This is a genomic window from Pseudomonas sp. GV085 (genome assembly GCF_003050925.1).
Classification (GTDB): domain Bacteria; phylum Pseudomonadota; class Gammaproteobacteria; order Pseudomonadales; family Pseudomonadaceae; genus Aquipseudomonas.
The window spans coordinates 35,577-51,834 of sequence record NZ_QAOV01000006.1 but is presented as its reverse complement, the minus strand read 5'-3'; the positions used below and the strand labels follow the sequence as shown (position 1 = coordinate 51,834).

General features: G+C 61.4%; 9 protein-coding genes and 1 pseudogene. 5 read left to right on the top strand and 5 right to left on the bottom strand.

The genetic code is table 11. The features are described from left to right. The first annotated feature begins 92 nt into the window (after positions 1–92). Genes wecB through C8K63_RS14220 form a run of 4 tightly spaced genes read left to right on the top strand, consistent with a single transcriptional unit; the run spans position 93 to position 7,454 of the window. Positions 93–1,244, top strand: coding sequence for a non-hydrolyzing UDP-N-acetylglucosamine 2-epimerase (wecB, locus tag C8K63_RS14235; protein ID WP_108217290.1), 1,152 nt, complete (start codon positions 93–95; stop codon positions 1,242–1,244). Continuing rightward, complete coding sequence (gene nrfB / locus C8K63_RS14230; RefSeq protein ID WP_108217289.1) at positions 1,241–3,415, top strand: cyclic di-3',5'-guanylate-activated glycosyltransferase NrfB; 2,175 nt, start codon at positions 1,241–1,243, stop codon at positions 3,413–3,415. The genes wecB and nrfB overlap by 4 nt, the downstream gene beginning before the upstream one ends. Next, positions 3,412–6,576, top strand: coding sequence for a phage receptor (locus C8K63_RS14225; protein WP_108217288.1), 3,165 nt, complete (start codon positions 3,412–3,414; stop codon positions 6,574–6,576). The genes nrfB and C8K63_RS14225 overlap by 4 nt, the downstream gene beginning before the upstream one ends. Further along, on the top strand, positions 6,576–7,454 hold the full coding sequence (locus C8K63_RS14220; protein ID WP_108217287.1) for a DUF4434 family protein: 879 nt from the start codon (positions 6,576–6,578) through the stop codon (positions 7,452–7,454). Before C8K63_RS14225 ends, C8K63_RS14220 begins: the two co-directional genes overlap by 1 nt. Positions 7,455–7,545: 91 nt before the next feature. Here the strand turns inward: C8K63_RS14220 and C8K63_RS14215 are convergent, their stop codons facing one another. After that, positions 7,546–7,950, bottom strand: coding sequence for a MerR family transcriptional regulator (locus tag C8K63_RS14215; protein WP_108217286.1), 405 nt, complete (start codon positions 7,948–7,950; stop codon positions 7,546–7,548). A gap of 76 nt (positions 7,951–8,026) precedes the next feature. Here C8K63_RS14215 and C8K63_RS14210 point away from each other — a divergent pair. After that, a pseudogene (locus C8K63_RS14210) lies at positions 8,027–8,918 on the top strand (hypothetical protein). A 7-nt stretch (positions 8,919–8,925) separates the two neighbouring features. Here the strand turns inward: C8K63_RS14210 and C8K63_RS14205 are convergent. The 4 genes from C8K63_RS14205 to cobN all read right to left on the bottom strand — a co-directional run bounded on the left by C8K63_RS14205 (position 8,926) and on the right by cobN (position 16,256). Then, positions 8,926–10,572 carry a phospholipase D-like domain-containing protein gene (locus tag C8K63_RS14205; RefSeq protein ID WP_108217285.1) on the bottom strand — a complete coding sequence of 549 codons (1,647 nt, stop codon included), beginning with the start codon at positions 10,570–10,572 and terminating at the stop codon, positions 8,926–8,928. A gap of 27 nt (positions 10,573–10,599) precedes the next feature. Then, positions 10,600–11,136: a VWA domain-containing protein gene (locus C8K63_RS14200; RefSeq protein WP_108217284.1), complete on the bottom strand. Its 537-nt coding sequence runs from the start codon at positions 11,134–11,136 to the stop codon at positions 10,600–10,602. Between the two features lie 119 nt (positions 11,137–11,255). Next, on the bottom strand, positions 11,256–12,263 hold the full coding sequence (locus tag C8K63_RS14195; RefSeq protein ID WP_108217283.1) for an ATP-binding protein: 1,008 nt from the start codon (positions 12,261–12,263) through the stop codon (positions 11,256–11,258). 150 nt (positions 12,264–12,413) lie between these two features. Next, positions 12,414–16,256, bottom strand: coding sequence for a cobaltochelatase subunit CobN (cobN, locus tag C8K63_RS14190; RefSeq protein WP_108217282.1), 3,843 nt, complete (start codon positions 16,254–16,256; stop codon positions 12,414–12,416). Between the last annotated feature and the right edge of the window lie 2 nt (positions 16,257–16,258).

The window sequence follows — 16,258 nt, the reverse complement described above, 5'->3', positions numbered from 1 at the left end:
ACCTCCCCATCCGACTGCATTATTCTATGCCCAAGAAATTACCGGTTTTAGCAGCCGCGACGTATCCGGCGTGTGCGGTCCCAGGAGAGTTAATGACATTTAAAGTCATGATGGTTTTCGGTACGCGTCCGGAGGCCATCAAGATGGCCCCCCTGGCGCGGGTCCTGCGTAATTGGCCTGGTATCACGCTGAACATCTGCTCCACCGGCCAGCATCGGGAAATGCTCAAGCAGGTCCTCGACTCGTTCGAACTGACAGTCGATGAAGACTTGCAGGTGATGACCCTGGGCCAGACCCTCAACGGTCTCTCCGAACAATTGCTGGGGCATCTCGACAAAGCCTACGAGCGAGTGCAACCAGATATCGTGCTGGTGCACGGCGATACCACCACCAGCTTCATGGCCGCTCTCGCCGCCTTCAATCGCCAGTTGCCGATTGGCCACGTCGAGGCGGGGTTGCGTACCGGTAACTTGCGCGCCCCCTGGCCGGAGGAAGCCAACCGGCAACTGACCGGGGTCATTGCCGACCTGCATTTTGCGCCGACCATCAATGACGCAGGCAACCTGCTGCGCGAAGGTGTGTCCAAGACCAACATTGAGGTCACCGGTAATACAGTGATTGATGCGCTGGTATGGATGCGCAATCACCAGCGGGAAATCCACTGGCAACCGGCCGCCGACTCGCCGCTGGCCGTGCTCGACGACAACAGGCGCATGGTGCTGATCACCGGGCATCGCCGGGAGAACTTCGGCAGCGGCTTTCGCAACATCTGCCTGGCCCTGGCCACCCTCGCCGAACGTTATCCCGATGTGCAATTCGTCTACCCGGTGCACCTCAATCCGCAGGTGCAAAAGGCGGTCTACGGCGTTCTCGCGGACAAACCCAATATCTATCTGGTGGCACCGCAGGATTACCGGCATTTCGTCTGGCTGATGGGCCGCGCGTATTTCATTCTCACCGATTCCGGTGGCATCCAGGAGGAAGCCCCGGCCATTGGCAAACCGCTGTTGGTGTTGCGTGATGTCACGGAGCGGCCATTGGCGCTCGAAGGCGGAACGGTGGTGCTGGTGGGTACCGACACCGACCGTATCGTCAAGGAGTCGAGCCTGTTGTTCGATGATGACGCCACCTTCCAGCGCATGAGCCGGGTCCATAGTCCTTATGGCGACGGACACGCCAGCGAGCGCATCGCCAATCGCCTCGTCATCTGGCTCAAACACCGTACGGCTGGAAAAGCCGTATGAGCCTGGTGTTTGTCGACCTCTTTGCCTATGCGTTGTTCGGACTCAAATACCTCGCGATTACACTGGCCCTGCTGATGTTCATACTCGGGCTCGATGACCTGTTCATCGACCTGGTGTACTGGACCCGCAAATTGATCCGGCGCTGGCGGATCTATGAAAAATTCGAGCGCGCCGATGAGCAACGGCTGTACACCATCAGCGAAAAACCCCTGGCGATCATGGTGCCTGCGTGGAACGAAGTCGGCGTGGTCGGCGAGATGGCGCGCCTGGCCGCCTCGACCATCGACTACGAGAACTATCAGATTTTCGTCGGCACCTACCCCAACGACGCCGAGACCCAGGCCGACGTCGATGCGGTGTGCCTGCATTATCCCAACGTGCACAAAGTGGTGTGTGCACGCCCCGGCCCAACCAGCAAGGCCGACTGCCTGAACAACGTGATTGACGCCATCCTGCGTTTTGAAAACGATGCAAAGATCCAGTTCGCCGGCTTCATCCTGCACGATGCCGAGGACGTGATTTCGCCCATGGAGTTGCGCCTGTTCAACTACCTGCTGCCGGCCAAGGACTTGATCCAGATTCCGGTCTACCCCTACGCCCCCGAATGGAATGGCTTTACTGCCGGGCACTACGTCGACGAGTTCGCCGAAAACCATGGCAAGGACGTCATCGTGCGTGAAGCGCTGACCGGGCAAGTGCCCAGCGCCGGGGTCGGCACCTGTTTCAGTCGCAAGGCCATCAGTGCCCTGCTCGAGGACGGTGACGGTATCGCCTTCGACGTGCAGAGCCTCACCGAAGACTACGACATCGGTTTTCGCCTCAAGCAAAAAGGCATGAAGTGCATCTTTGCCCGGTATTCGGTGACCGACCCGAAACTGGCACTGGAGCAGCCATGGGTGTTGGGCATGGACCGCGCCTTCTCCCAGGTGATCTGCGTGCGCGAACACTTTCCCCGGGACTTGCAGCACGCGATCCGGCAGAAGTCGCGCTGGATCGTCGGCATTGTGTTCCAGGGCACCAAGAATCTGGGCTGGAGCCCCAAGGGCCTGCTCAATTATTTTCTGTGGCGCGACCGCCGTGGCCTGATTGCGTACCTGTTGAGCTTCCTGGTGAACATTCTGCTTCTGCTGTTGCTGACGATGTGGCTGGTCACAGTAATCGCGCCGAATGCCTGGCGGTTTCCATCGATCCTAGAAGACAGCGCATTGTTGGTGACCCTGCTGTGGCTCAACGGTTTCATGCTGCTCAATCGCCTGTTTCAGCGCGCTTGGTTTGTCACCCGTTATTACGGTCTGGGCGAAGGGCTGCTATCAGCCCCCCGGATGATGTGGAGCAATTTCGTCAATTTCTTCGCCAACCTTCGGGCGCTACGCCAGGTGATGGAAATGGGCGATTCACGTCGCGTCGCCTGGGACAAGACCACTCATGAGTTTCCGGCCCTGGCCCTGGCCCAGCGCACCCCGCTGGGCCATCGGCTGGTGGAAAAAGGCTTGCTCACTGAGGATCAACTCGAAGCCGCGATCACCAACCCGGTACGCCGGCGCCTGGGTCACGAACTGCTGCTGCGCGGACACATCGACACCACTCAACTGGTGCAGACCCTGGCCGAACAGCTGCACCTGGAATGGGCGCCACTCAATCCGTTCAAACTCGACAAACGCCTGATCGACGCCGTGCCACGCAAAATCGCCACACACTACGGCGTGCTGCCGGTCGCCGAGGAAAACGAAACCCTGGTGCTGGCCTCCGAGGGTCCAGTGAGCCAGGTGTCTCTGGGGGCCATCAGCCGTCAACTGAAACGCCCGGTGCATTGTCGCCTCGCACCACAGGGCCGGGTTACCCTGGGGATCCGCTACTGGTACGCCAGCCCTCGTCAAAACGAGGAAGTACATCAGATGCTTGGCGTGCTTGAGCAACATCAGGACGACGAAGACTTGATTGAGCGCGTCAGCCATCACCAAGTACTGCTGGGCAATCTGCTGCAAGTGCGCGGCATGGTACCGCCAACCCTGTTCAATCAGGCGCTGATCGATTTCGATGCGGAAAAAATGTCTCTGGGTGAACACTTGATAGACCGCGGCATGATCACCCAGGAAATCCTCGAACAGGCCCTGGCCGATCAGGCGAGCGAGCAGCACGCTGCCTACCGCATTGCCAGGGAGGTCGCATGAAGCCTGTCCATCGTCAAACCTTGATGGCTGGCAGCCTGTTGCTCTGTCTGAACACGACGGCGTGGGTGCAGGCCGAACCATTGACCGATTTCGATCAGTTCCGCAGTTATCCCTATATGGACCGCAGTTACCGCGAAGCGAAAAACGGCAACTGGAAAGAAGTCGAACGGCTGATGCGCCACCTGCTGAGTAAAGTGCCAGAAAACGATGAAGCGCGGGCGCTACTGGTGCAATCGCTGGTCAAGCAGCATCGCTACGAAGACGCCGTGCAAGCGCTACCGGATACCCCGGCCAACAGCGACACCCTGCTCAACCTGCGCCTGGCCTGGATCGAACAGGATCCGCCGGAAAGTGAAAAGGTGGAGCAGTGGATAGCCACCAGCAATCTGGACCAGCGCGTGCGCCTATGGCAGGCCTACAGCGCCAGCCTGGCCAAGCGCGGCGGCGCATCCGCGGCCCATGACTGGCTGGCGCAACTGCCACCCAAAGGTGATGAGCGCGTTCTGCAACTGGCCCGGGCCAATTGGTCCGAGCAGTTGCGCGATTGGGATGGCACCATCAAAGAACTGGCACCCCTGGCCGCGAACCAACAACTCGATGCCCAAAGCTGGCAACGCCTGGCCAACGCCTACGTGCAACGCCTCGACGAGCAACCTTTGCAGCAATTGCTGCAAACAGCACCAAGCCCGGAAGCCGCGCGCAAGACTCGACAGGCCATGGTCGATCGGACGATTGCCATGGGCCACATTCAGCAGGCGCAACGCTGGATGCAATCGCTGCCGCCCGCCGATCTGGCCGATCCGACCCAGCGTCAGCGCCTGTGGGAACTGGCGCGGCAAACCGGCGACAGCGCAACGGTGCAACGCTTGAGTGGCGAGTTGCAGCGTCCCTGCCTTGAGACGGCCGAGTGGCTGTCCCGCCACGCACCGCAAGCCGCACTCAGTCAGTTGCAAAGCTGCCCGCCCGACGCAGATCCGCAGACCTGGCTGATACTCGCCCAGCGCCTGCAAGCCACCGAACTGCTGCAAAACACTCGTTTGCCGGAACCGTGGGACACGCAACGCCGTGAACGTCTACTGGACGCCTGGCAGGATGAGGGCCGCAGCGACAAAATCATGGCCTATCTCGCCAGCCAGCAGCAAACCGCCGACGTGGTCAAACGCCGCGCTGAACTGCTCCAGGCATCGGATCACGATACCCAGGCGGCGGCATTCTGGGAGCGGCATTACCAGCAGACCGGCAACCTGAACTCACTCAACCAGGCTACCTACCTGGCGCTGAAAGCCGGCCAGCGGGAACATGCGCAGCAATTGCTCGAGAGCGCCTTCGACCGCCACGGCGGCGAGCTGCCGACGCCCCTGCTGCAACGATTGGCGGGGTTGTATGCCGCGTCGACACCGACCCCAACACAACAGCAACGTATCGTTTCGTTGCTCAACCGCGTCGACCCCGCCACTCGCGGGCAACTGCTGGCACAACTGGCGGAAAACAGCCAGTGCCGCGCGGTTCAACAGGCGATTGGCGATCACCCGCAAGCCGGGGGCGACTACCGCGCCCTCGGCCGTTGTGCAATGCCCGAGCGTCCCGGTGAAGCAGTGGTGTATTACCAGACCGCCGAAAAAATGGGTGACCAGAACACTCGCCTGCCACTCGCCTACGCCCTGGAGGCTGCCGGAGACTCGGCCGGTGCCCTGGCCATCTGGCGCAGCATTGCGGATGCCGAACTCAGCGACAATGCCCGCCTCACCGCCAGCCGCGGCGCCCTGAATATCGGCGCCACGCAAACAGCTGAACGCTACTGGCAACTAAGCCGCACCCGTGGTGCCAATGAGTGGACGTTGGGCGCGGCGATTGCCGATGCCCAGGGCGATCACACCCTCGCGCTGCAACGCCAGCGTTCCGCCCTGCAGCTGGTACCGGATGCCGAGCATTACTATGCGGCTTCGGTCACTGCGCAAAAGGCCGGCGACCTGCAACAAAGTACCGAATGGCTGGCCGAAGCGGCGCGGCGCGAACCGGACAATCCCCGTTATCGTGCCGATTACGGCGTGCGCCTGGCCGGTGCCGAGACCAAGGCGGAACGCGCCCGCTCCATCCCGTATCTGCAACGCGCCACCCAGGATTTCCCGGAAGACTATCGCCTCGGCGAAACCCTGGCCTGGCGTTACGACGAGGTCGAGGACAGCGCCTCGGCACGCAAGGAACTGGAGCGCGTGATCGACCTGGAGCAGAGCCCGGTGGCCGCCGATGACGAGGATGGCAGCATGGAAGCGCGGCGCTATCGCCAGCGTCGCGCTCACGAAAGCCTTTCTCGTCGCGACTCAGTCACCATCGCAAGTACCTGGTCGCCGGCCGGGATATCGACCAACGACATCCTGCGTCCCGACGACAGCATCGGCACACAGCGACGCTCCAGTTCACAGAACGTGCAACTGGCCATGTGGGACCACGCACTGGGCGATGAACCCAGCCGCGCCGGCAGCACGCTGTCGGTCTATGGCCGGGTGTTGCTTGGCAGCGTGGGCCGGTCGAGCTACGCCGAATCCCTCGGCACCGGCGTCGGCCTGCGCTACAAGCCCTGGGGCACTGCCAACATCAACTTCTACGGTGAGATCTACAAGCAAAGCCAGTTCGATGATCAGGACAACCACGGCCTGAGCCTCGGCCAGATGCTGGCCCCGGAAAAGGTGTCCGATCAGGCGGACGATCATCGTGACGATGGGCACACCACCACCGACTATCTCCTGCGCGCCACCGCGTCGTTCCTCGATCAGGGGCGATATCGCAATGACTGGCGCGTCGACGAAAGTGATTGGGAGGAACGTTTCCTCTATCTCGACGCAGCGTGGTGGACCAAGGCCGGTGACCATCAATGGTTATCGCGCTTCCAGCAAGGGCACACCTGGAAGCTGCCGTTCAACAGCGCGCAAACTCTTATGCCGTATGGTTTTCTCGAATTCGCCAGTCAGGATCCGAGCAACGACTGGCGCCAGGACCTGCGCACCGGTCTCGGCCTGCGTTGGCAATGGTGGTTCAACGACAATATCTACAACGCCTATCGCGCGCACCTGACGGTCCGCACCGAGTATCAACAATCGCTGGGCGGCAATCTGTATGAAGGCGGCAACGGCGTGCTGCTGGGCGTGGAGTTGAATTTCTGATGAGGCGACTTCTTTTGGCGTTGTACCTGTTGCTGGGCGGCGTGGCGACCCATGCTGACGAGCGGATTTTCTATCAGCCACTCAATGCCGATGCCAGTCTGAGCCAGGCGCAATGGCAGCGAATCTGGCAGGAAACTGCCCGCCAAGGCACGCACACGGTGATCGTGCAGTGGACGGCCTACGGTGACTCGGACTTCGGCGGCGCCAACGGCTGGCTCGCGACCAGCCTGAAACTGGCCCAGGCCCAAGGCCTGAAACTGGTGCTGGGCCTGCGCATGGACCCGGCCTATTACCAGCGCATCGATGAGCTGGACAGTGCCGGGCTGGCGACCTACTGGCAGGCGCAACTGGGGCTGTCGCTGGCCCGGCAGCAGACGTTGCGCAAGGACTGGAAACTCCCGGTCAGCGGCTGGTATTTACCCATGGAACTGGATGACTCGCACTTTCTACCGCTCGATCGTCGGCAAACCCTGCAACGCCAACTCAAGGATTTCGCTGGCAAGCTCGACGCGCCGCTGCACATCAGCGTGTTCAGCGTCGGCAAACTTGCGCCACAGGTGAATGGCCAGTGGCTGGGCGAAGTGGCCAACGCCGCAATCCAGGTGTGGTGGCAGGACGGAGCCGGCACTGGACGCTTGCCACCCGTGGTTCGCAACGGCTACGCCAATGCACTGCCCTGCTCCATCGGTATCGTCAGGGAAGCCTTCCGGCAAGTCAGTGCTGCCGGACAACCTTTCCGCGCTGAACCGATGGCCCCGCAATCAACAACGCCGGGCTGCCACCCGACGTCGGTTTTCTCCTTGCGCTACCGACCCTGGGGTAAGGTGATTCTCGACAACCAGTACAACAGCAAGGTCGGCGATGTACAAAACCATTGAAGACGACGTGTTGAAAAAATCGGCGCCGGCTGAGCTTATGAACCGATCCATCCAATCCGCGAGCAGGCCTGCTTCCATGTCCAAGGCTGATCTAGTGCTTGAATGACGTCATCACCCGTTCGGCATTTTCATCGCAGCTCATGCCTTCGGGTCGGGCCTGAATAGTGTCGATCCACCCCAGCAACTGCGCCTTGCTATGGGCCAGGTGCCGTTGCATCTCTTCGATCTGCTCGATCTTGCGATGCAGGCCGGCCATCAACTCACTGTGCTTGAACGCGCCCGTCACAGTATCCGGCAGCAATTGCTTGAGCTCTTCCAGGCTGAAACCGGCCTGTTGTGCGCACTGGATGAGTTGCAGGGTCTGCAGCGCCTGTTGCGAATAACGCCGATAACCATTGGCAGAGCGCTCGACCTGGCGGATCAAGCCCTGAGATTCGTAAAAGCGGATGCGCGATGCAGTCAACCCGCTCAACTGTGCCAGTTCACCAATTTTCATCAGGGCCTCATTTATTCGCTTGGCATTAAAGTTAACTTTAAGCTTGGCCACTGCTCATCACTACGAGGAGTCAAGCATGTCGCCCTTCCGAACGTTGAAATTGCCCAACGGCCAGACCATCGGCAATCGCATTGCCAAAGCCCCTATGGAAGAGAACCTCGCCATGACCGGCCCCGGCGGAATCGCGCGGGAAGACGAGCGCCACCTGGAACGCTTCCGCCAGTGGGCAAGTGTCGGCCGGGCCGGCGGTGCGCATTTCTGAGTGCAGCTCAACCTTCCTGGCTGCCAGACCATGGCCAACCTCGGCCAGCAAGCCTTGGCGCCATCGGCGGTTGCGCTGGATCTCGGCCAGTTTTCGAAGATATTCGCCGAACCCAAACCCATGAACGAGGACGATATCCAGGAGGTGATCCGACGCTTCGCCACCAGCGCCGCACTGGCGGAGAAAGCCGGCTTTACCGGTGTGCAGATCCACGCCGCTCACGGGTACCTGATCAGCCAATTCCTTTCGCCGCTCACCAATCGGCGCACCGATCAATGGGGCGATTCGCTGGAAAATCGTGCGCGCCTGCTGTTGTCCGTCGTCGCGGCGGTTCGCCACGCGGTGTCGCCGCAATTTTGTGTGTCGGTAAAGCTCAACTCAGCGGACTTCCAGCGCGGTAGTTTCAATGCCGATGATGCACGGCAGGTGATCCCGTGGCTCAACGAACAACCGATCGACCTGCTGGAACTCTCCGGCGGTAGTTAGGAAGCACCGGCCATGCAAGGCGAAGCGCGTGACGGCCGGACCCTGGCGCGGGAGGCGTACTTTCTGGAAATGCATGGCGGTGGTCAAATTCCAGCTGCATCACTTGAGCCGTGGACGCAAAACCCGACCCAAGGTTTCGGCGTTGTTGGCGTTGATTATTGATCAGTTATACATCGCCAAACGCACGCGTCAGTATCGCCGGGCCATGAGCGCGGACTGATGGATCGCTATTGGCCGGTAAACCGCAGTCGCGACAACATCCGTAGATCCCCCGCGCGGTAATAGTGATCAGTCCAGCTGTTATCCGTCGCCAACGGCTGGACCTGCTTGAGCGCAAGTTTTTTCGCGAAATAACGAAAGCGGTAATGCTCGTAGAACCGCAGCAACTCCAGGCCATAACGGTCTGCCAGATCGGTATCGCCGCGAATGATCAGATAGTTTTCGTCATTGCCGTTGCTGGCTGCGTCGCTGAGGTTGTGGCTACCGCTTATGATCGTCGGCGCATCACTGGTGAAGTCAGTGACGATGGCTTTGGTGTGCACCAGGATATTGCCCTTCTGACCCTCCCTGCTTTCCTGGAGCCAGCCTTCCAGCCCTTTGTCGAGCAGGGCAACGGTGGTGAATTCAGCGGTGCGGTCGGCGTGAAACCCGGTGATTTCGCTGGCGGTGTTTTGCAGGCCATAGCGCAGGATGTCGTCATGGGGCAAGCCGAGCAAGGCGTTGAGGATGGCGTCGGGTAAGGCGAACGCAGTGACGAACAGCACGTCCTTTTTCGCGGCATCGATGATCGAGACGAACTCATCCAGGTCACCCCCGCCCGAGCGCGGCGAGAACCCGGCGAAAAGTGCCTGCGTCGGATCCATCGGGTTGTGCTGCGTGATCCATTGCCGCGTGGCGCCGACATCCGCCGGCGTGCTCCAGACCTGCTCGAAGGTTTGCAGATAACGGGTACTGAGCCGCGTATCGTCCAGCACATGCACCACGTTGGCCTGACGGTAAACGCCGTTGGGGGTGAAGTTGGTACTGCCGCAGAGTACCGCTTCAGGCTGATGCTGCCCCGCTGCGTCTAGCCGACTCAAGACCATGAACTTGTTGTGAAAGATATTGTGGGTGACCCGCCCGCGTTTGTTCGCCTGGGGGATATTTTTCAGGCTGACCTCGTTCAAGGCGGTAGTGTCTTCGCCCGGCTGCGCGTGATAAAGGACGCGAACTTTCACGCCGCGTTCCAGCGCAGCCTCCACTGCGTCGACTATCACCTGTAACTGGTACTCATAGATGGCGATATCCAGCGCCCACTGGCCATCGACAGCACGCGCGATAAACCCCAACAAGCGCCCGAGCAAACCGTTCTCCAACCATCTACGCGGGGCATCGGGCCAGGCTTCGATGGGCAGCTTGTTCTTTTTGCCAATGAGTGCATCGAGATCGGGAAACTTGCGCTCGAACGCCTGACTGGCGGCTACTGCGCGGTTGAAGTTGACGCTTTGGTTGCCGGGATGGCCATCGTCGGAGGTGACCGTTACCTCCAGGCACTCACCCAGTTGTGGCGCATTGTGGCTGCCGTAGACCGGGTAGACCCGATAATGGATCGTCATCCCCGGATTGACCGCGTAATCGGCCCAGCGGAATTTCTGTAACGGTGCGATATCGCTGGGCGTGGCGTGAAACCGGGGGAAGGTATGGTCCTTGTCCGGGAACGTCAGGCTATTGAACAGAAACATCCAGGGTTTGCTGCCCTGCTGTTTTTCAATGGCAAAACCCAACAGGCCAATGCGACGGGATTCGGCCAGGTCGATGGCCAGCAGCACACCGTTGGTGCCAGCGTAGGCTTTGACGCGAAAATCGTCCTGATCATTGCGGGCTAGAACGCGCATGGGTCACTCCTGTGACGATCTTTTCGGCTACAAATCATCGATATGCTGATAATGCGTTTGCAATTGATCCGCCAACACTTTAGCCCGTCCGAGGCGAATCGGCCCGCGCTCGATGTCGATCAGCAGCCCCGGACAATCCAGCGCCGGCAACGTTGACCATTCCTTCATCCGTCCATCGGTCACCAACAATAGCCGTTGCTGTTCTGCCGGAAAGCGCTTTTGCCGTACCGCCAGCCAACGCCCCGCCTCACCCACCGCCGCCAACATCGGCGTACCGCCGCCGGCACCGAGCCCTTCGAGCCAGTCGCGCAAATCCGCAGAGGCTTTCAACCCTTGCACCTGCCACTTCGGCACATGACCGTTGGCCGTCAGTAAAGCCAAGCGCGCACGCTGTCGATAGGCATCGTCGAACAGTTGCGCCAGCAGGCCCTTGGCATCGCTCAATGCCTGATGACGCCGGGTCGAAGCCGAGGCGTCGACGATCACCAGCCATAATTCATGAGGGCTGCGGGTGCGCAGATGAAACCGCACATCGTCGCGCTGACGAGGTCGGCCATTGAGCAAGGTGCCGGGCCAATCGATCGATCCGCTCAGGGCTGCGTGACGCTTGCCCTGTTTACCGCTATCCAGCCGTCCTGCACGGGGTCTGGCATTCGCCCCCGCGTCTGATCGAGGGCGAATGCCTAGGGCTTTTTTGGCCAGCTCGGCACTTCACGTCGAGCGCCGACCGGCAGCGCTTGAGCGGGCATTTCGCCCCACTGGCCCTGACCTTCGCTCGGGTTGGGGTTCTGACTGGAAGGCGGCTGTGCTACGGGTGATTGGTGCGGCATCGGTGGCGAATGTTCGCGACGACGATGACGCAAGGCAAACTCGGCGACTGCGTCGATATCTTTTTCGCCAATGGCATTCGCTCCGCGCCAGGCCGCATGAGCCCGAGCTGCGCGTAGCCAGACCAGATCGGCCCGCAGACCATCGACGCCGGCAGCAAAGCAACGCTCGGTGATCTGCGCCAGCGCGGCATCGTCGAGGGGGATGCTCGCCAGTGCATTGCGAGCGTTCTGGCAACGTTCGCGCAGAGACGCCTGCGCCGACTCCCATTCGGCGCAGAAACCTTGCGGATCGCTGTCGAAATCCAGGCGACGACGGATGATCTGACCGCGCTCGACGGGAGCTGTGTGGCCTGCGAGAGCGACGTTCAAGCCGAAACGGTCCAGCAGTTGTGGACGCAGCTCACCCTCTTCCGGGTTCATGGTGCCAATCAGCACGAATTTCGCCGAGTGCCGATGGGAAATGCCATCACGCTCGACCAGATTGGTGCCGCTGGCAGCCACATCGAGCAGCAGGTCAACGAGGTGATCGGGCAACAGATTGACTTCATCGACATACAACACGCCGCCATCGGCTTTTGCCAGCACGCCGGGAGAAAATTGCGCGCGACCTTCGCTCAGGGCCGCATCGAGGTCGAGGGTGCCCACCAATCGTTCCTCGGTGGCACCCAATGGCAATGTGACGAACTGACCGCTGGCCAGCAGGTCCGCCAGACCACGGGCCAGGGTCGACTTGGCCATGCCCCGCGGGCCTTCGATCAGCACGCCGCCGATTTTCGGGTCGATGGCGGTCAGGCACAGGGCCAGCTTCAAATCGTCGGCGCCGACCACGGCGGAGAGCGGGAAATGCGGAGTGTCGGTCATTGTTCTATCTCGGTCATGGTCGGTGATCTCACAGGCGCCCCAATCCCTGTAGGAGCGAGCTTGCTCGCGAAGTGGCAATTACATTCAACATCATCGTTGGCTGACAAATTGCCTTCGCGGGCAAGCTCGCTCCTACAGGATTTGCGGTGATTAGCCGTCTTCTTCTATGTCCAGCAACAAATTCTCCAGTGCCTCGCGGTACTCGCCTGGTTCCTTCCACATCCCCCGTTGTTGCGCCTCGAGCATGCGCTCGGTCATGTCGCGCAAGGCATGGGGATTGTGTTCGCGAACAAAATCCCGGGTGTCCGGATCGAGCAAATAGGCATCGGCCAGCAACGCGTACTGGTGATCGTCGATCAGCTGCGTGGTGGCGTCGAAGGCGAACAGGTTATCGACCGTCGCGGCCATTTCGAACGCACCTTTGTAGCCGTGACGTTTAACGCCTTCGAGCCACTTTGGATTGGCCGCCCGGGAACGGATCACCCGGTTCAGCTCTTCCTTCAAGGTGCGAATCTTCGGCAGGTCCGGCTGGCTGTGGTCGCCATGATAGCTGGCCGCGGCCTCGCCTTTCAGGCTTTCCACCGCCGCCAGCATGCCGCCCTGGAACTGGTAGTAATCGTTGGAGTCGAGCAGATCGTGCTCGCGGTTATCCTGGTTTTGCAGCACCGCCTGTACCTGGCTCAGGCGCTGGGTGAACTGTTCACGAGCAGCGGTGCCCTCATCAGATCCACCGTAAGCGTAGCCGCCCCAGTTGAGGTAAACCTCGGCCAGGTCCTCGCGGGTTTGCCACAGCCGACCGTCGATGGCGCCCTGCACACCCGCGCCGTAGGCACCGGGTTTGGCCCCGAAAATCCTCCAGCCGGCCTGACGTCGCGCCGCGTCTTCATCAAGACCCGTCTGCAGCAAGGCTGCACGCTCGGCGCGCACCTTGGCCGCCAGTGGATTGAGGTCGTCCGGCTCATCGAGGTCGGCCACCGCTTGCACCGCCGCGTCGAACAAGCGAATCAGATTGGCAAAGGCATCGCGGAAGAACCCGGACACACGCAAGGTCACATCCACCCGCGGACGGTCAAGCAAACTCAACGGCAGAATCTCGAAATCGTCGACCCGCTGACTGCCGGTGGCCCAGACCGGACGCACGCCCATCAACGCCATCGCCTGGGCGATGTCATCACCGCCGGTGCGCATGGTCGCGGTACCCCACACCGACAGACCGAGCTGGCGCAAATGATCGCCGTGGTCTTGCAGGTGTCGCTCGAGAATCAGGTTGGCCGACTGGAACCCGATGCGCCACGCCGTGGTGGTCGGCAGGTTGCGCACGTCCACCGAATAAAAGTTGCGCCCGGTGGGCAGCACGTCCAGACGCCCACGGCTCGGCGCGCCGCTGGGACCGGCCGGAACGAAGCGACCGCTCAGGGCGTCGAGCAAGCCGCGCATTTCTGCGGGGCCGCAGGCGTCCAGGCGCGGGGCGACCACCTCGCGCAGGCTATCGATGATGGTGCTCACCTCTGCCCAGCCTGCCCCCTGTAGGAGCAAGCCTGCTCGCGATGGTGTATCAGTTGACATCAATGTGGCTGACACACCATCGCGAGCAGGCTCGCTCCTACAGGTGCTATTCAAAACGTCCGAAATCAACTGTGCGGCGAACAACTCCAGGCGTTCGCGGGTATCGCCCGCCGTGCGCCAGGTCTCTTCGCTGATGTTCTCAAGAGCCTCGGGGCGCGGCCCTGTCCACGGTTCGGCCAGCGCACAATCGAGCGGGTCGAAGCCCAACGCAAAGGCCTTGGCCAATGCACGCAGCAGGCTCGACTGCGCACCACGGCCATCGCCCCGTGGAATGCGCAACAACGCCAGCAGGGTATCGATACGCAAACGACCGGTGGGCGACTCGCCAAACACATGCAGGCCATCGCGGATCTGCGACTCTTTCAAGTCGCACAGGTAAGTGTCGAGTCGCGGCAACCAGATCGCCGCGTCGGCATCGCTGTTGAGCTGTTCGTCCAGCTGCAGTTCACGGTCGATGTGGGTGTCACGCACCAGTTGCAGGATGTCGCGCTGCAACTCGCGGGCGCGTCGCGGATCGAGCAGCTGCGCTTCGTAATACTCGTCGGCCAACAGTTCGAGGTTGCGCAGTGGGCCGTAGGTTTCGGCGCGGGTCAGCGGTGGCATCAAGTGATCGATGATCACCGCCTGGGTGCGCCGCTTGGCCTGGGCCCCCTCGCCCGGGTCATTGACGATGAACGGGTAGATGTTCGGCAGCGGCCCGAGCAGTGCATCCGGCCAGCAGTTTTCCGAGAGCCCCACGCCTTTGCCCGGCAGCCATTCGAGGTTGCCGTGCTTGCCGACGTGGATCACGCCGTGAGCGCCGTAGGTGTTGCGCAGCCAGAAGTAAAACGCCAGGTAACCGTGGGGCGGGACCAGGTCCGGGTCGTGATACACCGAGCTCGGGTCGACCTGGTAACCCCGCGCCGGTTGAATGCCGACGAAGGTCAGGCCAAATCGCAAGCCGGCGATCATCATCCGTCCGCTGCGGCACATGGGGTCGTTTTCCGGTGCGCCCCAACGTTCGAGCACCGCCGCGCGATTGACTTCGGGCAGTGCATTGAACATCGCCAGATAATCATCCATCCCCAGGCTTTGCTGGCACGGACGCAGGTCGAGGGTATCGAGATCGTTGCTGACACCGCCCAGCAACTGCTGGATCAGCGCGGTGCCGCTGTCCGGCAATTCGGCCGGCAATGGGTAACCTTCAGCATGCAGCGCCCGCAGAATGTTCAGCGCCGCCGCCGGAGTATCGAGGCCGACGCCGTTGCCGATGCGGCCGTCGCGGGTCGGGTAATTGGCGAGGATCAAGGCAATGCGTTTTTCAGTATTGGGCACCCGCGCCAGATCGACCCAGCGCCGCGCCAGTTCGGCAACGAAGTCCATACGCGCAGGTGCAGGCCGGTAGCAAACCACATCCGACTGACTGCGCTCACTGCGCCACGCCAGGTCCTTGAAACTGATCGGGCGGCTGATGATGCGCCCGTCCAGTTCCGGCAAGGCAATGTGCATCGCCAGGTCGCGAGGACCAAGCCCCTGTTCACTGGCACGCCAACCCGGTTCGTTGTCCTGGGCGCAAATCGCCTGGATCACCGGAATATTGCGACGGAACGGCCGCAGATGCGGCGCTTCGGGACTGGACTGGGCGAAACCGGTGGTGTTCAGGATCACCGAGACGCTGGCCTCGTCGAGCCAGTCCTCGACCATGGAAAGGCAAGCTGGCTCTTTCAGACTGGCCAGCGCAATCGGCAACGGATTCAACCCCGCCGCCTGCAAGCGCTGGCAAAAAACATCAATGAAAGCGGTGTTCGCCGCCTGCAAATGCGAGCGGTAAAACAGCACCGCCGCCACCGGTTGACCCGCGTGCCAGTCGGCTTGCCAGTCGCTCAGCGCGACAAAATGTTGGTGCGGATGGTAAATCGCCGTGCGTGGCAGGGTTTGTGGCTCGCCCCAGGTGTAATCACGGGCCAGCCAGCGGTTGGCCAGGCAGCGGAAAAAGTCCAGGGCGTTGCCCATGCCACCCTGACGCAAAAACTGCCAGAGCCGGTCACGATCCTCCGCGCCGATTGTGCTCAGGTCGCTGAGCTCCGGGTCCGGGCGATCATCGCCCGGCACCAGAATCACCTGCACACCGCGCTGCGACAGTTCAACCAGGCGTTCGATGCCGTAACGCCAATAGGCGATGCCGCCGTGCAGCGAAATCAGGATCACCTTGGCGTGACGCAGCACTTCATCGACGTACAAATCGACCGAAGCATGGTTCTGCACCTGCATCGGGTTGGCCAGGCGCACGCTCGGGTAATCGCCGGGCAATTGCTGCGCCGCTTCGGCGAGCAGCGCCAGGCTGGAATCGCCGCTGCACAGGATCACCAGCTCGGCGGGGGTTTGTCCAAGGTCGGCAATGTTGTCATCCGACACGAAACCGCCGGGCTGGGTCCTTAGCAGGTGCATGG